Below are 24583 nucleotides of genomic sequence, written 5' to 3' on the forward strand. Positions count from 1 at the left end.
TAAACTCCAAGAACCCCAAAGAGCCAAAGCTACGCTTTGTCTCCCCTCCCCGCAGGCTGGGAGGGGGCTTGAGTAACCATCAAGATGGTACATCAAGGAGGGGAGATTGGGGATTGGTAGTGTTTCCATGGCCGATGTCCAATCCCCCATGCCCATTTTTAGAACATATCAGCCGGGTCGGTGGCTTGGAGTTTGCGGGTGGCGATCGCACCAGAAATTGCACACATAATGATAGTCAGTACTAATACCTGCAATGCTCGAATCCCAGTCATGTACATAGGCAAATTTGTGGCACTACGAGTCAGTTGGTAAAGTGCTAGGGACACTCCTAATCCGGGGAAGAAGCCCAGTGCTGCCAATATTAACGATTCTTCAAGCACGACACCTAGCAGATAGTAATTGCGATATCCCATTGCTTTGAAGGTGGCGTATTCCCGAACGTGGGCATTAACATCGGTGGAGAGGACTTGATAGACGATAATCACGCCCACCACAAACCCCATCGATACACCCAGGCTGAAAATAAACCCAATTGGGGAATTTGTTCTCCAAAAGTTATTTTCAAATTCAATAAATTCGGCGTGGGTTAATACTCTGACATCATCTCTGAGGTAAGCTTTTAATGTTGCTGCCACTTTTTTCGGGTCATAGCCTGGTTTAAGAACAATTAAACCTAGACTGACACTGCTGGACTGTCGCCCAGAAAATAGCCGCAAAAAGTTTTGATCGCTGGTAATCAAGTTGCCATCAGCCCCAAAGGAAGCTCCAACTTTGAATAAACCACTAATGTTAATTCTACGCCGTTCTATTTCGGCAGTCAGAGTTTTGCCTTGTTCAATTTGAGCGATCGCTTTTTGATAATCTCCTCTTGCACCACGGTCAAACAAGACGGTATCGGGCATTTTGATCGCTTGCAATTGCTGGTTAACATCTGGTAAGTCAAAAGCTGGCTTGTCTGGATTAAAGCCGATAACTAACACCCCCGTCTCACGGTGTGTTTGCGGATTCTTCCAGATTGTGTTGTTGAAATACATTGGTTCGGCTGACTTCACCCCAGGTATATCCATTGCTTGATAAAGTCGCCGACGAGAAAATGTAGACAAGCTTGGCAAGTTACGAGCTTGGGGACTCATTAAAACAATGTCTGCTTGCAAACTGCGATGTAGTCGGGTGTTACTGTCATACAGCGCAGTTTGAAAGCCTAGCTGCATGAACATCAGAAGATCCGCAAAGGCAATACCTGACAATGCCACTAAAAGACGGCTTTTTTCATGATTCAGTTGCAGCCATCCTAGAGGGGTTCGTCGTCGTAGTTGTTTGATCAATCCCATCATAAGAAGTGGGGAGTGGGGGGATGAGGGGACAAGGGAGATGAGGGAGTAAGAGAGTAACGAAGAAGAATTAATAACCAATGACAAATGACAAATGACAAATGACAAATTTCACAATTCAATTACTGCCTTAACTTGCATATTGGTTAGGTTGGCAGCTTTTCGGCTGGAAGCTTGATCTAGTCGGATATGGACTTCCACTACTCTGTTGTCGATATTGCTGACGGGATCTGTGTTAATAACATTCTGCTGTCGCACTTGCAAGCCTTTGCGATCTACGATTCCCTGTAATTCAATTGGGAGGTAATCACCAAAGACTCGCACTTGCTGCCCTGAATGCACTTTGCCGATATCACTTTCGTAGACTTCGGCGATCACATACATCTGGCTGGTTTGTCCAATATCTGCAATGCCATTATTTGATACTAATTCTCCAGGATGGGTATGGATCTCAAATACTTGTCCATTTTGGGGCGATCGCACCTCAGCCTGATTTAGATTGATTTTTGCCAGATTCATGGTTGCTACGGCACGATTAACTTCTGCTTGGGCAGCTTTTACATCCACTCCGCGCACTTCAGCAATTTCATCGAGTGTTGCTGTAGCTTCTTTGACTTGTTCTTGGCTAGTTGATTGGATCCGATTTAATAGTGCCTGTGCTTCTTGTAGGCTTTTTTGGGCAGTTTCAAAGTTTAAACGCTTACTATCCCGTTGGGAGGCGGAAATTGCCCCCTGTTGATCTAGTTGGTCATAGCGTTCGTCTTCTGCTTGAGCGTAACGCACTTCGGCTTGGAGTCGCTCAATTGTCGCTGTTTGAGCATTAATATTACCAAGACGTTCTGCTTCAAGGCGAGCGATCGCGGCTTTTTGGGCGGCAATTTCACCACGTTTAGCACCGGCTTGGGTGCGGTTTAGGTTTGCCTGGGCTACTTTTACTTGTTCCTCTGCCTCTTTTAATGCTGCTTGGAGGCGATCGCGGCTGTTCAAAATTGCAATTATCTGTCCGGGCTTTACTCTATCCCCCTCTTTAACTAACAACTTTTCCACCCGACTTCTTTCCGCAGACACCGCAGCAGATAGTTTAATTACCTTTCCCTGTGGTTCGAGCCGCCCTAAAGCTGTTACTGTTTTTAACTGTGGTAATTGTGTTGCTGGCACTTGTGCTTCTGGATTTGCAGAATTTTGCCAGCGTTTTACTATATAAAAACTTATTCCACTAACCAATAAAGATACAATTATACCTATAGCAACGGATGGACGCAGAATAGACTTAGGGAACATTGTGTACCCTAGCTTTGAGTTTCGCACCATAGATTACCTCTTAACTAGTGGCGCAGAAAAAAGAACAGATTAGGCTTTTCTCAGAATTTATTTGCTAATTCGTACTTCTTTAGTCAGTTATTGTTGATTTATCACTTCCAAGTCCATAAAATCATTTGGAAATTGTTGATATTTTTACTCAGATAATGTGATTTAGCCAACTATTAAAGTTTTGAGGGTTTGTAGTAAGCACTTAAGTGCTTAAAATAATCAGGACTAAAGCAGGGCTATTTCATTCTCCTCTAGCCCGCCTCAGAATGAATTCTGAGTCTAATAGCGAAAGTCGTCTTAAGACGACTGAGAAAAGGTTATAGTCCGTTTTAACGGACTTTAGCTATGAGCCCGGAACTTCAGTTCCGGGTGGTTTATGTCTAGAATGAAATAGCCCTGAGACTAAAGTCCTCACTACGAACTTGCTTATCCATCAATTTAAACTCGAGGCACTACTAACGTAAGTTGCTAGTTACTGTCCCATAATGGTGTCAATAAGATACAAAAATCGTATTTTTTAGTATTGCTAAATACTAAATTTTATAGCTTTGTACTTAAAAATAGGCGTTTTTTGATAACTAGCAACTTGACGCACTACTAGGAGAACAACAAATCTCTCTATTGGATGAAAATTTTATGTTCTTAGCAAACTACTTTTGTTTTATGGAAGTACTCAGGTATAGTAAACGGTTTCAAAATCATGGGTTGTAACAGTGCCAACAATTAGATGTAAATTAAGTAAGTAGACATAAAAATAATTCGTAATTCGTAATGACGTTGTCTATGAGAGGCTCCGCCAAAGCGGACTTGCTTTGCGTGACGCTAAAAAGATGTTTGAAAAGTCTAATTTATTACTTGCCTGGGCGATTAGAAATCGCGGCTACACAGGCAAAACCTGTCTTTGCAGGTTGAAAACCCTTGATTTTAATCAGTCCACGGAGGTGCAATACTGCGTAGGTTTGTAATATTTGTAGGTTGGGTTGAGCTTTGCGTTACCCAACAAACCCCGCTCTTGTCTTAACTTTTCAGTAATTTCGTCACTCATGAGCCATTAATTTTTGATAACGCTCACACTGTATCATCCCGCGTTCGTTTTAACTGCTGAGATCACAGCATCGTCATTTACTAATTTGCCATCTTCCATGTGGACGATGCGATCGGCAATATCGAGAATGCGGTTATCATGAGTGACTAAAAGAATTGTGCAGCCTTGTTCTTTTGCTAGTTGTTGCATGAGGTTGACCACATCTCGTCCCGATTTACTGTCAAGGGCGGCGGTGGGTTCATCCGCTAAAACAATTTTAGGACGACTAACCAATGCACGAGCGATCGCAACTCTTTGTTTTTGTCCCCCAGATAAATCATCAGGATAATAATTCAAGCGATGCCCTAATCCTACCTCCTCTAACATTTGGGCTGACCGAGTTTTCATTTCTGCCGGCGAAATATTATTATGTACTTCCAAGCCCATTCTGACGTTCTGGAGTACTGTTAGGCTACCGTGCAAGTTATGCGCTTGGAAAATATAACCGTTATTGCGTCGCGCTTGGGTAAGTTGTGCTGTCTTAGCACCACAAAGTTCTTGTCCCAATATCTCCAAACTGCCGGATTGTGCAGAACGCAAGCCGCCTACTAAGGTGAGAAGTGTAGTTTTACCGGAACCGGAAGGCCCAGTCATAATAATAATTTCGCCGACGTTGATATCCAGGTTGATATCAAAGAGAACTTGTTTGCGAAGTTGACCATCACCAAAATAGTGGTCGAGATTTTTAATAGAGATAACAGATTGACTAGTCATAAGTAGGTCGGCGCAATTAAAGTTAACTGGCTAAGGCTGTCATTTGTCATTTGTCATTTGTCATTGGTCATTGGTCATTAGTAAGGGTTTTAAGCTTATTTACGTTTCGTAACATACTTGAGTTTTTTTGCACCAATGTACTTAAATAGCTGGATTATTCCTGATGAGGGTCATTTTTCCAAAGTCCAATAGTCATTTGTGATTACCAAGACTTATGCAAAAATTGCTAAATTCGCTTAATTTATCCAACAGCGTCGTCGAGAAGAATTAGTAGAGTGTCCGTAAGTCCTAATGACAAATGACAAATGACAAATGACAAATGACAAATGACAAATGACAAATGACAAATGACAATTTTTAAAACATATCTGCTGGGTCGGCGGACTGTAATTTCCGAGTAGCGATCGCCCCAGAGATTACGCACATAATCATAGTCAGTGTTAATACCGTCAAGGCTCGTGCTACGGTCATATAAAGTGGTAAATTGGTGGCATTACGAGTTAAATGATAAAGTCCTAAAGGTGCGATCGCTCCGGGAATAAAGCCCAAGATTGCCAAAATTATTGCCTCTTCAAACACCACACCTAATAAGTAGAGATTGTTATACCCCATTGCTTTGAAAGTAGCATATTCTTTCATGTGAGAATTCACATCTGTAGAAAGAACTTGATAGACGATAATCACGCCGACCATAAACCCCATTGCTACACCGAGGCTGAAGATAAACCCGATAGCAGTATTTGTTTTCCAGTAATTTATTTCAAATTCGATAAATTCTGCTTTGGTTAAAACTCTAACATCATCATCTAAGTGAGATTCTAAAGCTGTTTTCATCTGGTTTGGGTCATAACCTGGTTGTAGTTGGACTAAACCGAGACTGACACCACTGGCTTCTCGCCTGGGAAATAGTCGCAAAAAGTTCTGGTCGTTGGTGATTAAAGTACCATCGGCGATGAAGGAAGCCCCGACTGAAAATAAGCCACTAATGGTAACTGTGCGGCGTTCTATTTCGGTTGTGACAGTTTTACCTTGTTCAATTTTAGCGATCGCTTCGTTGTAATCTCCTCTAGAGGCGCGATCGAAGAGAACGGTATCTGGTAGCTTCAGAGCATCTATCTGGCGATTCACATCCGCTAAGTTAAACACTTGCTGATCAGGATTGAACCCCATAACTAATATTGTTGTCTTCTGATGTGTTTGGGGATTTTTCCAATCAACAATGTTGATATACATTCCTTCTGCGGACTTTACACCTGGTACATCCATTGCTTGATACAGTCGTCGCCGTGTAAAGCTAGACATATTTGCTAGGTTACGTGCTTGGGGGCTGATGACAAACATATCAGCTTGCATACTGCGATGCAGCATTGTGTTACTTTCAAACAGGGCAGTCTGAAACCCTAGCTGCATAAACATCAGAACATCAGCAAAGGCAATGCCTGACAATGCCACCAAAAGACGGCCTTTTTCATGACTCAGTTGCAGCCATCCTAAAGGCGTTCGCCGCCGCACTTGTTCAATTAATTTCATAATAAAAGATGGGGGAGATGAGGGAGATGGGGGAGATGGGGGAGATGAGGGAGATGAGGGAGATGGGGGAGATGGGGGAGATGGGGGAGATGAGGGAGACAACAATGCCCGATACTTCTGTTCTTAGTACAATATTTCATAAATTCGTAGCGAATTCTCTGCGAACCTACCCGACGGGAAGGCGTTCGCGAGTGCGTCTCCAAGAGTTGCGCCTATGCGCTTCCCTTTGCGCCCCTACCCTGCGGGAAGGCAAAGCGCCTATGCGTTTAAATTTCAACCCTCAATTCGCCACGATTTTATGCTGCATCTGTACTTAGGGTGCGCCAAGGACAGAGCTACGGACAAGTGCCCCATGCTCCATTCCCAATGCCCTTTAAAGTTCAATTACCGCCTTGACTTGTAAATTAGTTAAGCTGGAAGCATTTTGGCTGGATAGTTTATTCAATTGCACATGGACTTCCACTACTCTGGCATCAATATTGCTAGAGGGATCAGTGTTGATGAGATTTTGCCGCTTTACCTGCATACCAATCCAATCTACTCTTCCCCCCAATTCATTGCGTAGGGAATCACTGCTTACTCGCACCTCTTGTCCCGGACGCACTTTCTTGATATCACTTTGGTAGACTTCTACTACTGCATACATCTGGTCGGTTTGACCTAGAGCCACAATTCCTTCATTGCCAACAGTTTCTCCGGCTCGTGTATTAATCTCCAAAATTCGACCGGCTTTAGGAGCCAGAACGTATGCCTGTGCCAGTTGCGCTTTAATTTTCTCCACGGTGGCTTGAGCGCTGTCTATTTCTGCTTGTGCATTTGCTATATCTGTTGGACGGACTTCGGCAGTTTGATTTAGGTTAGCTTTTGCTTCGTTAATCTGCTGTTGTAAGCTGGCGAGGGTTTCTTCCTGGTTGGCTTTTGCTTCGTTAAGCTGCTGTTGTAGGGTAGTGATAGTTCTTGTCTGAGTAGCTTGGCTTTCAATTAACGCTTGAGTGGAAGTTTCGGCGCTTAAGCGTTTGTTATCAACTTCCTGGCTAGAAATTGCTCCTGCTTTGTATAAAGTTTCGTAGCGCTGCACCTCAGCTTGGGCATTACGTCTCTCGGCTGCTACGCGAGTCACTGTTGCTTGCAAGCTCCGTTGTTGCCCTTGCAGTTCTGCTTCTATACGATTAATTGTGGCTTGCTGAGTTTTAACGTTTCCTTCTAATTCTACTTGCAAACGATTGACGGTAGCTTGACGCGCTCCAATTTCTCCCTGTTTGGCTCCAGCTTTTACCTGGTTAAAGCGGGATTTGGCAACTTGAAGTTGTTTTTGTGCTTCACCCAAACTCGCTTGTAGGCGATCGCGGCTGTCCATAATCGCAATTACCTGCCCTGCTTTGACGCGATCGCCTTCTTTTACCAATAATTTCTCCACCCGAGTTCCTTCACCAGAAGAAGGCGCTGACAGTTTTATTACCTCTCCCTTTGGCTCTAACCGCCCTAATGCTGTTACTGTTTTTACCACAGGCTGAATTGCTACTGGTGCTTGTTGCTTGTTATTTGCTGAAGCTTGAAGCTTCATCAACGCATAAACACTGATTCCGCCTACTGTTAGAGATGCAATTATTGTAAGTAGAAGAGGCGATCGTAAAAGATGAGAAGACCTTAAACCCTCTGAATTCGTGTTTTGCCCCATACTATTTCCCCTTACACCACTAGCAACCTATACTAAACTGTCCAGTTCAATTCTATGCTAAACTAAACGGACTAGTTTAGTCAAGAAGATACGACTAATACCAATTTCCGAAAAGAATCCAACATAGGACTTACGCACCCTGTACGAATTCTTCTCGCTGTCCTACCCCCTACCTCCCTCAACAAAGGGGATATTTATTTTCGCCACTTTGTACCAGGGCACTTTGCAGCATCGATTAATATTGTTTACAAGAAAGGATGATTAATAAATGGTACGCATCAAAGCTGACGAAGTTGATCGAGATAACTCTGTTGATAAAGTGGAGCAAATTCTGCAAGGAGCAATGCAAGAGTTTCTCCAAAATGGCTACGCTGGTACAAGTATGGATCGGGTAGCGGTAGCAGCAGGAGTTTCTAAAGCGACGGTCTACAGCCACTTTCAAGACAAAGAAGGACTTTTTAAAGTACTGTTAGAGCAACTGGCGAGCAAAAAAAATAACTCCATTTTTGGTACAGAACCGATTCAGGGAGAACCTGTCACCATACTGCGCCAGTTAGAAACCAAAGCATTGGAGCAGATGGTTAACGACAAAGAGCATAGTGCATTTATGCGAGTTTTAATTGGGGAATCTGGCCGTTTTCCTGAGTTAGCTCAAATCTGTGTTCGGGCGATGATTAAGCCAGTAGCGGAAACTCTGACTCACTACTTGGCGGCTCCAGAACTAAATATACCTGACCCAGAGGCAACAGCGAGAATTCTCATCGGAGCATTAGTGCATTTTCATATTACTCAAAATGTGATGCATGGAAAAGATATTGTACCAATGGAAAGCGATCGCCTGATTGATGCCTTGACACACCTAATCACTAAATGTGCCGATTGATTGGTTATATCCCGGCGCGTGGCCCTTGTTCGGTCAAAGGATTTTGGATTTTAGATTTGCAATTTGGGATTGACCCTACCCACAAAGGACGGGACATGAACCACAAAATTCTTTTAAGGGACTTCCAGTTAAAATGTCCCATCTTAGGGGCGCAAGGACTTGCGCCTCTAAAAATGTACAAATAATTTTGGATAATTTATTTTTTGTCAGTCCAAAATCCAAAATCCAAAATCTCAAATCTCAAATTGCTGGTCAGATTTAGCTTGAGTAACAGTTGACTGTTTTTTCTCTAGAAGCTACAGTATTGACTCCGGCTTTTTTCGTTCCTTACAAGCTGCCACAAATACATCCTCTAGCGATCGCCAGATAACTAGGCAGGAATAACTTGAACAACTAGTGCGCGTTTATCCAGGGACTGGATTTTACCTACTTGACTGAGATCGTTTGCAATTCGGTCTAGCAGTTCTCCCGCTTTGTCACGATATTGATGTTCTCGGCCTCGTAAACGAATGGCAAACTTGACAGAATCGCCTTTACTCAACCACTGACCTGCTTGTTCGATACGTAAATTGTAATCAGCCAAACCCACGTTTAGACCGAACCGAACTTCCTTTACCGTGGGTCTAGCACTCTGGCTCTGACGTTTTTTCTTTTGATACTGAAGCTTCCCATAGTTGAGAATCTTCGCGATTGGAGCATCTTTGCCTTGAGAGACTACAACTAAGTCCAGCTCTAAACTTTCAGCTAGCTGTAGCGCCTCATTAGTGTCGATCAGACCACGATTGTTATTTTCATGGTCAATCAAGAAGACGCTAGGTGACTTGATTTGTGAATTAATCAGTTGCTTTTGGATTGCGATAATGAATTTCTCCTATTTGTTCAATACTTTGCTTTAAAAGCAGGTAATGCCAATTTAACACAACACTGAATCGGAGCAACTTTCGCGACACAATAGACTGCAATCTGTTATAATGGGGTATTGCGGCATTCGCTCTCAGTCTTTGCGCTACTGCCCATCCAGCCTTTCAATGCTTTTTTATCCGTCCGCCTCAGACTGACGCCGCCATTGGCGACAGGCCGATGTTATTTTTGGAGTCTTATGTCTTTTTCTACTCTCGGCTTGTCCAATGAAATTATCCGTGCCGTTACCGAGCGAGGGTACACCGAACCCACGCCAATTCAGTTACAAGCGATTCCTGCCGTCTTGTCGGGAAGCGATTTGCTAGCTGGGGCACAAACGGGCACTGGCAAGACCGCTAGTTTTACCCTGCCACTCCTCCATCGGTTGTCGTCCGACAAGAGCAAAGGTACATTTAATGGATACCCGCCAATCCGGGCACTGGTTCTTACCCCAACTCGCGAACTCGCCGCACAAGTGGAAGAAAGCGTGCGTGAATATGGCAAGTACCTGAAGTTAAACTCAATGGTGATGTTTGGCGGAGTCAGTATTAATCTGCAAAAACAGCGTTTGAAGGGGCGAGTGGATATCCTGGTCGCGACTCCAGGGCGACTGCTAGACCACGTACATCAGGGTACACTGAACTTGTCGCATATTGAGGTTTTGGTGCTAGATGAAGCAGATCGGATGCTGGACATGGGCTTTATTAATGATATTCGCCGCATCCTCTCACTTCTCCCCAAACAGCGACAGAATTTGCTATTTTTCGCGACTTTCTCCGACAAAATTAAGGCACTAGCCGCCGGATTGCTCAATCACCCGACGATGATTGAGGTAGCACGCCGCAACGTTACCGCCGACACGATCGCACAGAAAGTTTATCAGGTAGACCGTGACAAGAAACGCCAATTACTTGCTCACCTGATTCGGCGAGATAATTGGTATCAAGTTCTAGTGTTCACTCGCACTAAGTATGGCGCTGACCGTTTGGTTAAGCAGTTAGCCGAAGACCGCATTCAAGCACTGGCAATCCACGGTAATAAGAGTCAGCCGGTGCGTACCAACGCTCTGGCAAAGTTTAAGAATGGCAGCTTACAGGTATTAGTGGCGACGGATATCGCTGCTAGGGGTCTTGATATCAGCGAACTGCCCCATGTAGTTAACTTCGATCTGCCCAATGTGCCGGAGGATTATGTGCATCGCATTGGTCGTACCGGTCGCGCTGGCGCGTCAGGTGAAGCCGTATCGCTGGTGTGCGTCGATGAATACCCTCTTTTGAAAGATATTGAAAAACTGATTGAACAGCGCTTGGTGAGGGAAGTGGTTGCTGGCTTTGGCCCCAACCCCGATATTGAGCCAGAAGCAATCCCAAATGGACAGCAACACAGACCCAAACCCGAAGGTGACAAGCGTCCGGCTCGGACTCCTAAACCTTTACCACGGGCATCAGCAAAACGTAAGCTAGCGCCACCGGCGGCCACCAATGGCGATAAACCTGGCGCTCGTTCGTTTGCGTCGCGCCGTTCTGCTAAACGCGATCGCTAATCTTTGTGAGGTTTTCAACTGGAAAACCTCTCTTTTAAGGGACTTCAAACAAATAAATTACCCTACAATTGGTCAATAAATTCCTCTTTAAGCTCTATACTCCGTGTCCTCTGCGCCTCCGTGGTGAAATAAATTACTTTTTAACCGCAGAGGCACAGAGAGCGCAGAGAGAAAAACAGAGATTTGATGCGTAAGTCCTAATGAGAATGAAATAGCCCTGCCCAACAAATGCCCGTTGTAGGTTGGGTTGAGGAACGAAACCCAACCTACGCAAATTTATTTTTACGGCTTAACCCAACCGTATTGTGTCTCTTGTGGGTAAAAAAGTCCTTGTATTTCGAGGTAGGTAAAAACCCCACCCCGAAGTGTCTGCCTTAATTCAATTACGAATTACGTTAGCGTAGCGGTAGCGACGCAGGAGCATCATTACGAATTATTTGTCAGTCCCTAACCTGAATTGTCAGGAGTGCGAGGCTACAACAACTCTGTGATGGGAAATAACCGTTGTCGGTCTATTTGTTGCAGCTTGATTTTTTCAGCATAGAAAGCTTGATAATATGATTGATACCGCTCTGGTTCAGTTTCTGGATCAGTTTGTTGCCATAGTTCCAAAAAGTGACGATAGCGTTTTTCAAGCATCACCAAATCCATGCAAGCGATCGCAGCTTGAACTACTTGCGGAGTCCGAAGTATTTCTTTTTGAGTTTTTTCATCCACATGAAATAAATGGGAAATTAACCCCATCTCGCTACCAAATTCTAAGAACTGGTCTTGCAAACGGGAAATTAAATTTGGTTGAGACGCGAGATTTTTTGTTTCTCCATCACTTGATAAAATTTCTAAAATCTGTTGCCATAAAAATCGGTGGTGGGAAAGGCTAAATTGCAAATCTCGCTCCTCTAGTTCGTCAATAATCCCTTGACGCTGTTGGGGACAATGCAAGTAAATCTTTAGTAATAAGGCCTCTGCGTGTTCTAAAAGGCTGCGTTCTGTGGGGAGTGGAGAAACTTTGCTACTTCCCCATGCTTTTCGGGCTGACACGGGCTTAGAGTATGTAGCCGGAGGGGGAGCAATTTGAGTTAACAGATTTTCGACTCGTAGGGGTATAAGTCTGGTATCTCCCAAGCTGAGTATTTCTGCACAGTAAGAAACGTAATAGTTGCGTGTATCGCTGTTAGCTATATTTTTAAGTAATTTGACTATCTGCTGAGTTACTTGCTGAAAATCAGTCGCCTGTTTTAAGTCGCGGTCTTGAATAATTTGCTGAATCTGCCAGTCTAGCCAAAGTGGGGCATTTTTTAGCAGTTCTCTATAATCTTCTCTTGTATGGCTATGCAAGTATTCATCAGCATCTTTACCATCGGGTAAATTGAGAATCTTTAGCTGAACTTCGCCCTTGTATGCAAGTTCGGCAATTTCACCGATCGCCCGAACAGAAGCATTAGTTCCGGCTTTATCAGCATCAAAGTTGAGTATTAATTGCTTCGATTCGGTGTAGCGTAATATTAGCCGCACTTGTTCTAAGTTTAAGGCTGTACCGAGGGAGGCGACGGCGTTATTAATACCAACGGCGTGGAGAGCGATCGCATCAAAATATCCCTCTACCACCACCGCTTGATCCAGTTGGGAAATCCCAGATGCAGCTTGATCCAGGGCAAATAATGTTTTACCTTTACTAAAAAGTTCGGTTTCTGGTGAATTCAGATATTTAGGCTGCTCATCAGTCAGAGTTCTACCACCAAAGGCAATGACGCGCCCTTGGACATCGCGGATGGGAATCATCAAGCGATCGCGGAATACATCATAATAACCGCCTCCTTCCTTGCGTGGCTTAATCATCCCCGCTTTTTCTAGTATCTGTATTGGGTAATGTTTATCTTCCACGAGATAACGATAGAGAGTTTCCCAAGCTGCGGGGGCATAACCTAAACCAAATTGCTGTATAGTTTCTTTTTGGAGTTGGCGGTTAGATTGCAAATATTCAATTGCTTTTTGCCCTTGCGATTGTAGTAAGGCGTGTTGATAAAACTGGGCGGATGTTGCCAGAACTTCATATAATTGCTCACGCAAAGATAGCTGACGCTGTAATTCTTGGCGTTGTTGGGGTAAGAGAGTTTGCACCGGTACTTGGTAACGTCGTGCTAAATCCAGTACCACCTCAGCAAAAGAGCGCTTTCCCAACTCCATCACAAATTTAATGGCATTTCCCCCAGCTTGACAGCCGAAGCAATAGTACATTTGCTTGGCCTGGCTGACGGTAAAACTGGGAGATTTCTCATCGTGGAAGGGGCACAAACCGACGAAATCTTTGCCACGTTTGCGTAAAACTACGTATTCAGAGACGACATCGACAATATCAGCCCGTAATTTAACTTCCTCAATTGTGTCTGGGTGCAAGCGGGGGATTTGCATGGCTTTGTCATTGGTCATTGGTCATTGGTCATCGGTCATGAACTTTGGAGAAATACCAAAGGACAAATGACAAAAGACTTCTGATAGCTATTATATTCTTGTTACTAGAGCAAGAATGAGATAGGAATCCGATTTGATTTGTGAAAAAAACTCAGTAAGTACATTGGTGTGAAAAAATCAAGTATGTTACGAAACGTAAAGAAGCTTAAAACCCTTACTAATAACCAATACAACTCTTGGAGAGGCTGCGCCAACGACTTTGCTCAGTACAAGTGACCAATGACAAATGACAAATGACAAATGACCAATGACAGCCTTAGCCAGTTAGCTCTAATTGCGCCGACCTACTTATATACAATTGCTTACACTTAATTTTACCCAAGGAAATACTGGAAATGGGGCGTATTTTTATATCAGCAGCTCATGGAGGCAAAGAAACGAGAGGAATCGATCCAGGTGCGATCGCAGGTGGTACAACTGAAGCTAAAGAAATGATTCTGCTGCGAGATTTGATTGTCACGGAACTGAGGGCACGGAATTTGGAAATTTTGGCAGTCCCTGATGACTTAAGCGCCGCCCAAACTATCACTTGGATCAATTCCCGTAGCCGCCGGGGTGATATCGCCCTAGAAATTGAATCTGATGCGGCTAACAGCCCTTCTGTGCGTGGGGCTAGCGTCTTCTACATTGCGAATAATAGCGATCGCAAGAGCAATGCTGAACAGTTGCTAATCGGATTGTTGCGCCGCGTACCCCAATTACCGAATCGTGGAGTCAAGCCAGATACAGATAGTGGATTGGGTAGTTTAGCATTCTGTCGGCGAACAACGCTTCCAGCTTTGGTGATGCAAGTGGGGTTTCTTAGCAATCCCGAAGATCGGGCTTTGTTGCAAAGTCGTCGCCGTGATTTTGCTTTGGGAATTGTGGATGGATTAGTAACTTGGAGTCGTGTGATTGACCCCACTCCTGGAACTGGGACCGAAGCAAATTATCCGGCAATTAAGATTAATATTAATGGGCAAAATTACTCAGAGCAAGGGGTTTTAGTTAATGGTAATGCTTACATCCCCATTGATTTAGTAGACCGTCTGCGCATTGACCTTTCAAAAGCGGCTAATGTGAATCGGATTACCTATCGGAAAGTAGTTTATGTCAAAGCGATCGAACTGCGAGATTTTAATGTTGCAGTCACTTGGGATGCTGCAACTCGGACTGTCAGCTTGCGATCGAATTTGGTGGTTTGCCCTGGTCAATTTGACCGGCTAATGTCCAATGGTAATACTTCCGAAGTCCAGTTACAATTATTTTTGAGAAACAATAATGAAAATGCTTTAGTAAGCTTTCCTGATATCCCAAAACTTTATCGGGAAGAAGCAGGGATAGAAGGAGTTAACTATGATATTGCCTTTTGCCAAATGTGTGTTGAAACCGGATTTTTACGGTTTGGTGGTGATATTAGACCTGAGCAAAATAACTTTGCCGGCTTAGGTGCGATCGGTGGTGGTTCGGAAGCTGCATCTTTTGCAAGTGCCAGAATTGGAGTGAGGGCGCACGTCCAACATTTGAAAGCTTACGCCAGTTTAGAACCTTTGGTACAAGAAGTAGTAGATCCCAGATTTCGCTTTGTGACGCGGGGAATTGCGCCATTAATTGATCAGCTATCAGGGCGGTGGTCAGCAGATTTGGATTATGGTACGAAGATTTCAGCAATGCTCAAAAGATTATATGAATCAGCAGGACTTCTTTGAGCATTGAGTAACTTGTTCTAGCAATTTTTAGGGTGTTAACTCAATTCCGTGGGTTTAACAAAGTTTAGGGGTTTAATTCCTAGCCTTTGAAGGGCAGCACGTTTTGTGTCGAGCTAAGTTACCAAATTAGGACTTAGGCAAGTGTCACAAAAAATAAAAGCTTTTAGTTTGTAGTAAGGGCTACCCTACGGGAACGCTCCGCGAACAGCCCTGATGAAAGAGGACTAAAGTCCTCACTACAAACTCCAAATAATATGCCAGTTGCGTAAGTCCTACAAATAAAATGAAACCAGCATATAAAAAGCCTGTCTATCGGGGGGCTGTTCTATGACGGAAACGAACAGTGAGAAACAACTGTCAAAAATAGTCTTGGAAGGCTTCAAGTCTATCGCCAAATGTGACCTTGATATTTCCAAACTAAACGTTTTGATTGGCGCTAACGGGGCGGGAAAATCCAATTTTATTGGCTTTTTCCGCATGGTTCAGCAGTTGCTTGAGCAGAACCTGCAAGTATTTGTCAGTCGCCAGGGTGGCCCTGATGCATTACTGCACTTTGGGCGCAAAACAACAGAGCAACTGGAGTTTCAGTTATACTTCGGCAATAATGGATACTTCGCCACATTAGAGCCAACCCAAGATAATCGTCTGATGTTCGCTTCGGAGTCCTTCTGGTGGAATGTGAGGGGTGAGTATGAAATAGGGAGGGGGCATTTCGAGACAAAGGCTCTCACTGGCACACGTACTGGAATTGACAAGTACGTTTTACCTGCTGTGCAGCAGTGGCGGGTGTACCATTTTCATGACACCAGTGACAGTGCCTATATAAAACAGCCGCATGGTATCAATGACAACTCTTATCTGCGTCCTGATGCCCGTAATCTTGCCTCTTTCTTGTATCTGTTGCAAAACACCTACTCGTCATCCTATCAAAAAATTGTCAAAACCATCCAGCTTGTTGCGCCGTTCTTTAAGAATTTTCGCTTGCGTCCTTCCCCGCAAAACAAGGAAGTTATTGAGTTGGAATGGTTAGAGCGAGGGCACGATATTCCGTTCAAGGCGCATATACTTTCGGATGGAACGCTGCGTTTCATCTGTCTGGCAACGGTTTTTCTGCAACCAGAAGAACTGCAACCTGAGACAATTCTGGTAGATGAGCCAGAACTGGGTCTCCATCCGTATGCCATCACTGTTCTGGCTTCCTTGATACGTAGTACAAAAAAACAGGTGATTATTTCAACGCAGTCTGTGGAACTGCTCAACGAATTTAACGCAAAGGATGTGATTGTTGTAGACCGCGATCAGGGTAAATCCTCCCTTCATCGGCTGAATCAGCACGATCTGGAGGAATGGCTTAAAGACTATAGTCTGGGTGATCTTTGGAAAAAGAACCTTCTAGGCGGAAGACCGTCACGATGATTCGAGTCCATATTTTCGTTGAAGGGCAAACCGAGGAAACATTCGTGCGGGAATTGCTGTATGAGTATTTTCAGGAGAAAAACATCTACCTCAACCCCATTTTGGTAAAAACCAGTTCAACGGGGAAGGGCGGTGTGGTGAGTTATGCCAAAATCAAGCCACAATTACAGCGCAAGTGCCTTGAAGATAAAACGGCGTTCGTCAGCACAATATTTGATCTGTATGCCCTGCCCACTGATTTTCCAGGAAGCAGTTCCCTGCCAAAAACCAGTGACCTGTTCCAGAAGGCTGAATACCTTGAACAGGAAATGGGTAAGGATATCGGGCACAAGAATTTTATCCCGAATTTGCTGGTTTACGAATTTGAAGGACTTCTGTATAGTCAGCCACAAGCATTTGCTGCGTGGTTCGATGCAAGTGTGGTCAGTATTTTACAAGCAGAACGCAACGCTTTTGCTTCACCTGAGCATATTAACGATAATCCACTAACAGCACCATCAAAACGCATTGGCAATTGTTGCAATGGATACGATAAACCACTGCATGGTGCGCTGCTTGCCATTGATATTGGTTTGGATACGATACGTCAAGAGTGTCAACATTTTAATCAGTGGTTGCTGCGGCTGGAAAGTATAGTTCCAGTGATCTGAGCTTACAAACACATAGCATGTTCTAGTGAGCCTGACTAATCAAACTAGCTTATTCCCTTGGAGTTGCTGGATCAGTGTGCGGCATCTCCTCCCAGCTTCTACTGCCTGTTTCATTAATTCCCTTCCCTGAGCAAAGTTCCGGACTGCAAAGGCACGGTTAGCTTCCTTGCTTAAAGAAGCTGCTTGGCTTGATTCAAGTCTGATTTGGGATTCTATATCCATCGCTGTTACTCTTCCTCATGCTCTGCGATTACGGTTTCCATGTTCTCTGCGACCTGATAGAGAATTTCTGCTTGGCTGGTAAGCAAACTAGCATCATTATGCTTTATTTGCGTCACTCTACTTACAACTTTTAGATTTAGAACGAAATAGCCCTGGAATTCACTGTTATTGATTCCTGGCTGAGGAATGGTAATTTAATTACGCCTTGAGGTAGTTGAAAATGCTTAGTGATAGAGTTAGCCTGGGTTCTGATTAGCTTAATTGCAAAGCTATCACTCTCCAAAATTAATGTGAATCAATCTACAATCAATGAGTCTGAGTAACCAAAACTCAGCATTTAAAATCTAGGGTGTTTAGCCGAAGGTTCATAATCAATGGTTCTACAAAAAAGCAGTGAATTAGTCCGCATTAATGCTAGAAGAACGGATGTCTTCGATATTTTCAACTTCAAGCATTACCTTGGCCCCAACCCCTATTTAGATGTAGGAGCGCTAGTATTTGATTTTGCTCTAATTGACTCTAGAGAGCCTTTGCCCGTTGAAGATTATATTGCGAGCATTGGTAGACATCGCTATCCAAATCTGGGCAGCCAAACCTACGAATCCCATGCCCATCTATTTGCTGAAGTTGTGTCGGAAGTCGGAAAGCTAGACATGGATTTACACCTTAACCACTGGAGTGTTAAACCATATCCAAATTGCACACGAATTAGCATCCAATCACTACATGAACGCACAACTAGAGAAGTAGTTTACTTTGTTTGGGATTGGTTTGAAGCTATTACCCAAGACGAAGACTTTACCTTTGATGAGCAACTGGTGAGGCTACAAAATAAATTCCGCGCATCTGTTTACGGTGGCCCCACGGTTTACGCCCTATTGCGAACAGCCTACGAAAAAGGTATTCCCACCTTTTATTTGTGGGAAGAAGGATTAATGCAATATGGCTTGGGGAAAAAACATATCCGGGGGGTAGCCACAACATTTAACTGTGATAGCCATCTAGATTCGGAGTTTACTACTCGCAAAGATGACTGTAAGGCATTTTTAAAGACCTTGGGTTTTCCGGTGCCTGAAGGTAATATTGTCTTTTCCGAGAAAGAAGCCTTGGCGGCTGCAAGAGAAATTGGCTACCCAGTTGCAGTTAAGCCAGTGGTAGGTCACAAAGGAATTGGCGTCACAGCTGAGGTGCAAGACTCCAAAGAACTGGTATCTGCTTATAATAGGGCACTGGCAGCGATTCCCGAAAATCAGCTAACCCGAATAATTGTTGAGAAAAGCATCTTTGGATCAGATTTTCGTTTGTTATGTGTTAATGGTAGATTTGTCGCCGCCACAGAACGCCGTCCAGCATCGGTTGTCGGTGATGGGCATTTAACGCTTGCAGAGTTAATTCGCCAAGAGAACCGCAAACCTGCACGTTTAGACACGCCCACCTCACCGATGAGTAAAATTCAAATCGATGATGCGATGGAACTTTACCTACAGGAACAGCGCTTGTCATTAGACAGCGTGATTGAGAAGGGACGTACTGTTTACTTGCGTAAAGTCGCCAATCTTTCAGCCGGAGGTATAAGCATCGATGCAACCCAGACAGTTCATGATGACAATATTATCTTGGCGCAAGATATTGCCCAATATTTCCAACTAACTTGTCTCGGTATTGATGTCATTACCAAAAGTCTCGCAGAATCTTGGAAGTCGAGTAACTTTGCCATCCTAGAAATCAACGCTGCACCAGGAATTTTAATGCATCTTAAACCTTCTGTGGGTGAAAGCGTCGATGTGCCTTCTCATATTTTAGAAACCTTTTTTGAGTCCGGTGCTGATGCCAGGATACCAATTATTACCTTTAATAAAATCTCAGTTGAGGAACTGCAAACGACCATTGACCATATCCTTTTGCAGCATCCCAACTCGACAATAGGCGCTGTTTGTCGTGATGCAGTTTTTGTGAATCGCTCGAAAAAAGTATTAAGCAAGGATTACAACAGCAATGTCCAAACTTTGCTGCGTCATCCCAAACTTGATTTGCTGATTGCCGAGTACGCGGAAGACATTTTAGAAGAACAGGGTATGTTTTACCAAAATAGTAATATAGTAGTTTTGGATAATCCTACCGAAACTGAGATGATTCTGGTGCGCGATGTTTTCGATAGCTCGACTGTAGTGATTAGAAAAGGCAACAGTATTTCTATTCGTCGCAAAGGGTTGATTGAAGATTATACTTTGGGTGAAGATGAACCATTTACACGGGTTTATTTGAAAGAAACTGGAGCGATTTTGTGAGTTAAATAAATATAATGTCCGTCAAAATAACCATAGGGACTGACAACAAATAAATTACCCAATCTTGTGGGGTGGCCCGAAAAGCCAGCCCCACAAGAAGTAGTTGAGTATTTTTTTATTCTGTATTGAACTCAACTGAGAACCGCTATATAAGTATTTCAGCGATTTTCTTGATCACAAATGATTTAGGATTGCTATATTACTTCCTGCTGTCATTGATTAAACAAATATCTTGACTAATTTATGAATTACCACGACATTATTACCATTGAACCTGGAAAGCGCGGTGGTAACCCCTGTATCCGGGGAATGCGAATCACTGTTTATGATATTTTGGAGTATCTTGCTGGTGGAATGAGTGAAACAGAAATACTAGAAGATTTTTCGGAATTAACTTCCGAAGACATCAAAGCGTGTCTAGCTTTTGCTGCTGATCGTGAGAAGAAGTTATTTGTGGTATCCCTGTGAAACTGCTTCCAGACGAAAATCTGTCTGATCGGATTATTTCACTGTTAGCGTAGGTTGAAAATAGGGCAGAACAATGCGATCGCACCGAGAGCGATCGCCCAGTTTGATAAGATGGTTGGCATAGTTGGAGAAGTTCATAAGTCTTTCACCCTATGACAACGAAAAAATATGTTTACTGGCAAGATGACCAGATGTGGCTTGGTTATCTGGAAGAGTATCCAGACTACTGGACTCAGGCAGAAACCGAAAACGAATTGAAGGAGAATTTAACTGATATTTACAAAGAATTAACGAGTGGAACAATCCCCAGTGTCCGAAGACTAGCTGAACTTGAGGTATCGTGAAACGACGGGACTTGATCAAACACCTGGAAGAAATGGGTTGTGTATTCATTCGTCATGGTGCCAAACATGAGTATAATCAATAGTTAAACATTTGCAGTATAAATACGGGCAGATTGAAAGATAACTTGACATAAACAAATTAGTGATTAATAGTTACAGCAGTTTTCATGTATTTGAACCACAAACAGACCTCACTTCCATTCCTCTCTCCTACAAGGAGAGAGGCTTTGATTTTCTCCCCTTCCCTTGTAGGGAAGGGGCTGGGGGTTAGGTTTCATAATTGTGGTTCATTTACCTGAAAATCGCTGTAAAGAGGCTAATCATAATGTTATCGGAATCTGATATTCTTCAACGCTACAGTGAACGTGGTTTTGTGCAAAGCTCAGAAATATACGTGTCACCCTCAGTAGGGCTTGAAATGGTTGATGAGTGCCAGAAGAATGACCTTGCTATTATTAGTATCGAAACCTTTGTTCTAAAAGATACTTTGATTCAGCCAAGACTAGATTTGGTAGCTGACTACTCTTCAACTCAGGTAACCCACTGGCATGAGTACAGAGATATATGCAACGAAGCTGCAAAACGATTTTTAACGGAGCTACTTTCCTCTAAGCAACTTGTAGTTAGTTTTGTGATTCAATGCCAGAGTGAATGGTTGCCAGAAGTATGAAGCTTGCTACACTTAAAATTTCTATTACTGTTGTTAGTTAGGCTGTCGGTAAATGTCTAACAACACAGTGAAGCCGAGGGACAGGAGATGCTGCGCTTGGTTCAAGTTTTTTCACCGCCGCTTACTGATGCCGTTCCCCTGAAGGAAGTAAGCTACAGTTGAGGTCTAAATAGCTGTCTGAAATAGTCTTCTCTATGAGACGCTGCGCGAACAATTTTGAAGAATTATTTTGATTTTTAAATTTAAAAAATGTCCCGTTCTGGATACACACTTCCCGTCTTTGCGTGCGCTGCTGCTGTTGCAGCTTTACACTGGTTACGCGATCGCCAACCCCTAATTTTAGCATCTCTAGATTTGATTGAACCCAGCCAAATCGCAGAAATCCCGATTGAACAGGTAGCAGGATTATCTGAGAATACGGCTTTAGCAATCACCCGCAGCGATCCCGGTGATAATCTTGATTTGACTAAAGATACACCGATTTGGGCACTCGTGGAGTGGAGAGGACGGGATGAGGGGGATGGGGGGGATGAGGGGGATGAGGGGGATGAGGGGGATGAGGGGGATGAGGAAGCAGTAATTATTAAAGGTGGGGAAGGAATTGGTAGGCAATTAAATGCTGATGATAAGCCGGCTATTTACGCTTATGCTCAAAGGCTGTTGCAAGAGAATTTGCAACGGATGCTAGCACCTGGGGAAAAAATCACGGTGACTATTATTCTACCCCAAGGGCGATCGCTCGCTGTTCGGACTTCAAATTCTGCCTTTGGTGTGGTTGAAGGACTTTCCCTTTTAGGAACAACCGGCATTTCTCAACCTTTGAGTACACCAGATCAGCTTGCAGTTTTTCGGGCTGAATTACAAAATAAAGCCAGTCGTTTTGCAACTTTAGTATTCTGTATCGGGGAGAATGGCCTAGATTTGGCGCGTAAACTAGGGATTAATCCCGAACAATTGGTCAAAACTGCTAACTGGCTCGGCCCAATGTTGGTAGAAGCTGATGTGCTGGGCGTGAAAGAAATCTTATTATTTGGCTATCACGGTAAGCTGATGAAACTGGCTGGAGGGATTTTTCACACTCATCACTACTTGGCTGATGGACGGCGGGAAATTTTGGCAGCCCACTGTGCGATCGCAGGTTTAAAATTACCAGATATCCAAGCTGTATTTGACAGTGCTACCGCCGAAGCCGCACTAACATACCTGAAATCCCTAGATGCTGCAACTGGTAGTGATTGGGTAAGCCAAGTTTACAGTGCGATCGCCGAAACTATCGATGTTCGTTCTAAAGAATACATTCAAAACCATAGCCAAAGCAGCACAGGAAGTACAATCTGTGGCTCTATTCTCTTTGATCGCGATCGCAAAATTATCGTGAAGAGTAAAACTGCTGGTCTGTTGATGGGAAAATTATGTTAATTTATGATGAATAATCGTAAACAATCCAAATAAATAATCCTTTAAGTAACCACTCTAGGGTAGATTTATCGTTCTAACACCATCTGCGACTCAGGGACTAGGCAAACGCACATAAACTCGCGTTTGTGAAGGCTCCCTATATCATTATTCGCCTCTCCAGGCTGAATAATAGCATCACCATAGACCACAAAGCATCTATTTATCCTTAACAGATATAACTCTCCTGTCATGAATACAGCGGTGACTCTACCAACTGAACAAGCGCCCCAAACATTGGAAAATTTTGGGAGACTTGATCGCCAATTGATTGTAATTCTGGATTTTGGCTCTCAATATTCTGAGCTAATTGCCCGTCGCATCCGCGAGACTCAAGTATACTCTGAAGTTTTGTCATATCGCACTACTTCTGAACATTTGCGCCAACTCAATCCAAAGGGAATCATCCTCTCCGGTGGGCCGAGTTCGGTTTATGGTGATAACGCTCCCCATTGTGACTCAGAAATCTGGAATTTGGGAATACCCATCTTGGGTGTTTGCTATGGGATGCAGCTGATGGTCAACCAACTCGGTGGAGAAGTGGCAAAGGCTGACCGAGGTGAATACGGCAAAGCCTCATTATATATTGATGATCCCACAGATTTGCTCACCAATGTTGAAGATGGCACCACCATGTGGATGAGTCATGGAGACTCAGTTACCCAAATGCCATCAGGGTTTGAATTGCTGGCACATACAGAAAATACTCCCTGTGCCGCGATCGCCGACCACGAAAGGAAGCTTTACGGCGTTCAGTTCCATCCAGAGGTAGTGCATTCTCTTGGTGGCATAGCATTAATCCGTAATTTTGTCTATCACATCTGCGATTGCGAACCCACTTGGACAACAGCAGCTTTTGTGGAAGAAGCAATTCGAGAAATTCGCGCCAGAGTTGGTGAAAAGCGGGTGCTGTTGGCGCTGTCTGGTGGAGTGGATTCTTCTACTTTGGCCTTCTTGCTGTATAAAGCCATTGGTGAGCAACTAACTTGCGTGTTTATCGACCAAGGCTTTATGCGAAAGTATGAGCCAGAGCGATTGGTAAAGCTGTTCCAAGAGCAGTTTCACATTCCTGTAGAGTACGTTAATGCCCGCGATCGCTTTTTAGCTAGAGTTGCTGAGATCACAGATCCTGAAGAAAAACGCCGCCGCATCGGACACGAATTTATCAGTGTATTTGAGGAAACATCCAAGCGCCTCGGTCAGTTTGACTATCTGGCTCAAGGGACTCTTTATCCAGATGTGATCGAGTCTGCTGACACCAACGTTGATCCCCAAACTGGTGAGCGAGTAGCGGTGAAAATTAAGAGTCATCACAATGTTGGGGGTTTGCCCAAAGACCTAAGATTTAAATTGGTGGAACCACTGCGGAAACTATTTAAAGATGAAGTCCGCAAAGTTGGGCGTTCCATTGGTTTACCAGAAGAAATTGTCCAACGCCAACCTTTTCCTGGGCCTGGTTTAGCAATTCGCATTTTGGGGGAAGTCACATCTGAGCGGTTAAACATCTTGCGCGATGCTGATTTGATTGTACGCCAAGAAATTAACCAACGCGGTATGTATCATGATTTCTGGCAAGCGTTTGCTGTATTGCTACCAATTCGTAGTGTTGGCGTTATGGGAGATAAACGTACTTACGCTTACCCGATTGTTTTACGGATTGTTACCAGTGAAGATGGGATGACTGCTGATTGGGCGAGAGTACCTTACGATGTCCTAGAAGTGATTTCCACTCGGATTGTAAATGAGGTCAAAGGTGTGAATCGGGTCGTTTATGACATCACCTCTAAGCCGCCTGGAACCATCGAATGGGAGTAATCAACTTTTGAGTTGACTCAACTAAAAGCTCATTTTACCCCACCCCTTAATCCCCTCCCCGTGAACGGGGAGGGGAGATTTTGTCACTAGACAAAAGCGGGGTGGGGTTGCGAGGGCATAA

The 24583-nt window shown here is 43.8% G+C and carries 19 protein-coding genes; 11 read left to right on the forward strand and 8 right to left on the reverse strand.

Annotation, left to right across the window (positions count from 1 at the left end):
• Positions 1-158: 158 nt before the first annotated feature.
• From devC (LC605_RS04835) to LC605_RS04855, 5 genes are all read right to left on the reverse strand, one after another.
• Positions 159-1331, reverse strand: a complete 1173-nt coding sequence (gene devC / locus LC605_RS04835) for an ABC transporter permease DevC (protein WP_229546474.1) — start codon at positions 1329-1331, stop codon at positions 159-161.
• 111 nt (positions 1332-1442) lie between these two features.
• Positions 1443-2639 carry an ABC exporter membrane fusion protein gene (locus tag LC605_RS04840; protein WP_229546475.1) on the reverse strand — a complete coding sequence of 399 codons (1197 nt, stop codon included), beginning with the start codon at positions 2637-2639 and terminating at the stop codon, positions 1443-1445.
• A gap of 1081 nt (positions 2640-3720) precedes the next feature.
• The gene (locus LC605_RS04845; RefSeq protein WP_229546437.1) at positions 3721-4440 is read right to left on the reverse strand and encodes a DevA family ABC transporter ATP-binding protein; all 720 of its coding nucleotides are present in this window, start codon (positions 4438-4440) and stop codon (positions 3721-3723) included.
• A 357-nt stretch (positions 4441-4797) separates the two neighbouring features.
• Positions 4798-5973: an ABC transporter permease DevC gene (gene devC / locus LC605_RS04850; RefSeq protein ID WP_229546476.1), complete on the reverse strand. Its 1176-nt coding sequence runs from the start codon at positions 5971-5973 to the stop codon at positions 4798-4800.
• Between the two features lie 370 nt (positions 5974-6343).
• On the reverse strand, positions 6344-7648 hold the full coding sequence (locus tag LC605_RS04855; protein ID WP_229546438.1) for an ABC exporter membrane fusion protein: 1305 nt from the start codon (positions 7646-7648) through the stop codon (positions 6344-6346).
• 268 nt (positions 7649-7916) lie between these two features.
• Between LC605_RS04855 and LC605_RS04860 the strand changes: the two genes are divergently transcribed.
• Positions 7917-8531, forward strand: coding sequence for a TetR/AcrR family transcriptional regulator (locus tag LC605_RS04860; protein ID WP_229546439.1), 615 nt, complete (start codon positions 7917-7919; stop codon positions 8529-8531).
• A 370-nt stretch (positions 8532-8901) separates the two neighbouring features.
• On the opposite strand, the gene infC is transcribed toward LC605_RS04860, so the two are convergent.
• Positions 8902-9393 (reverse strand): translation initiation factor IF-3, encoded by a 492-nt coding sequence (gene infC, locus LC605_RS04865; RefSeq protein WP_309143256.1) that lies wholly within the window; start codon positions 9391-9393, stop codon positions 8902-8904.
• Positions 9394-9630: 237 nt separating this feature from the next.
• Here infC and LC605_RS04870 point away from each other — a divergent pair, with 237 nt between their 5' ends.
• Positions 9631-10974 carry a DEAD/DEAH box helicase gene (locus tag LC605_RS04870; protein ID WP_229546441.1) on the forward strand — a complete coding sequence of 448 codons (1344 nt, stop codon included), beginning with the start codon at positions 9631-9633 and terminating at the stop codon, positions 10972-10974.
• 474 nt (positions 10975-11448) lie between these two features.
• Here LC605_RS04870 and dnaG read toward each other — a convergent pair whose 3' ends face one another.
• Positions 11449-13386: a DNA primase gene (dnaG, locus tag LC605_RS04875; protein WP_229546477.1), complete on the reverse strand. Its 1938-nt coding sequence runs from the start codon at positions 13384-13386 to the stop codon at positions 11449-11451.
• A gap of 395 nt (positions 13387-13781) precedes the next feature.
• Between dnaG and LC605_RS04880 the strand changes: the two genes are divergently transcribed.
• The 3 genes from LC605_RS04880 (at position 13782) to LC605_RS04890 (ending at position 17200) form a co-directional block, all read left to right on the forward strand.
• A complete protein-coding gene (locus LC605_RS04880; protein ID WP_229546442.1) occupies positions 13782-15134 on the forward strand; it encodes an N-acetylmuramoyl-L-alanine amidase in 1353 nt (450 codons plus the stop codon).
• 327 nt (positions 15135-15461) lie between these two features.
• A complete protein-coding gene (locus LC605_RS04885; protein ID WP_229546443.1) occupies positions 15462-16550 on the forward strand; it encodes an AAA family ATPase in 1089 nt (362 codons plus the stop codon).
• Positions 16547-17200, forward strand: a complete 654-nt coding sequence (locus LC605_RS04890) for a DUF4276 family protein (RefSeq protein ID WP_229546444.1) — start codon at positions 16547-16549, stop codon at positions 17198-17200. The genes LC605_RS04885 and LC605_RS04890 overlap by 4 nt, the downstream gene beginning before the upstream one ends.
• A 39-nt stretch (positions 17201-17239) precedes the next feature.
• On the opposite strand, the gene LC605_RS04895 is transcribed toward LC605_RS04890, so the two are convergent.
• A complete protein-coding gene (locus tag LC605_RS04895; RefSeq protein WP_229546445.1) occupies positions 17240-17422 on the reverse strand; it encodes a hypothetical protein in 183 nt (60 codons plus the stop codon).
• A 374-nt stretch (positions 17423-17796) separates the two neighbouring features.
• On the opposite strand from LC605_RS04895, the gene LC605_RS04900 reads away from it, so the two are divergent.
• The 6 genes from LC605_RS04900 to guaA all read left to right on the forward strand — a co-directional run bounded on the left by LC605_RS04900 (position 17797) and on the right by guaA (position 24462).
• Positions 17797-19710 carry an acetate--CoA ligase family protein gene (locus LC605_RS04900; protein ID WP_229546446.1) on the forward strand — a complete coding sequence of 638 codons (1914 nt, stop codon included), beginning with the start codon at positions 17797-17799 and terminating at the stop codon, positions 19708-19710.
• 243 nt (positions 19711-19953) lie between these two features.
• Positions 19954-20178: a DUF433 domain-containing protein gene (locus tag LC605_RS04905; protein WP_229546447.1), complete on the forward strand. Its 225-nt coding sequence runs from the start codon at positions 19954-19956 to the stop codon at positions 20176-20178.
• 152 nt (positions 20179-20330) lie between these two features.
• Positions 20331-20522: a hypothetical protein gene (locus tag LC605_RS04910; RefSeq protein ID WP_229546448.1), complete on the forward strand. Its 192-nt coding sequence runs from the start codon at positions 20331-20333 to the stop codon at positions 20520-20522.
• A gap of 325 nt (positions 20523-20847) precedes the next feature.
• Positions 20848-21192 (forward strand): hypothetical protein, encoded by a 345-nt coding sequence (locus LC605_RS04915; RefSeq protein ID WP_229546449.1) that lies wholly within the window; start codon positions 20848-20850, stop codon positions 21190-21192.
• A gap of 249 nt (positions 21193-21441) precedes the next feature.
• Positions 21442-22611, forward strand: a complete 1170-nt coding sequence (gene cbiD, locus LC605_RS04920; RefSeq protein WP_229546450.1) for a cobalt-precorrin-5B (C(1))-methyltransferase CbiD — start codon at positions 21442-21444, stop codon at positions 22609-22611.
• A gap of 228 nt (positions 22612-22839) precedes the next feature.
• On the forward strand, positions 22840-24462 hold the full coding sequence (gene guaA / locus LC605_RS04925; RefSeq protein ID WP_229546451.1) for a glutamine-hydrolyzing GMP synthase: 1623 nt from the start codon (positions 22840-22842) through the stop codon (positions 24460-24462).
• Positions 24463-24583: the final 121 nt, after the last annotated feature.

Source organism: Nostoc sp. CHAB 5836 (assembly GCF_020829445.1).
Taxonomy (GTDB): Bacteria; Cyanobacteriota; Cyanobacteriia; order Cyanobacteriales; family Nostocaceae; genus Nostoc.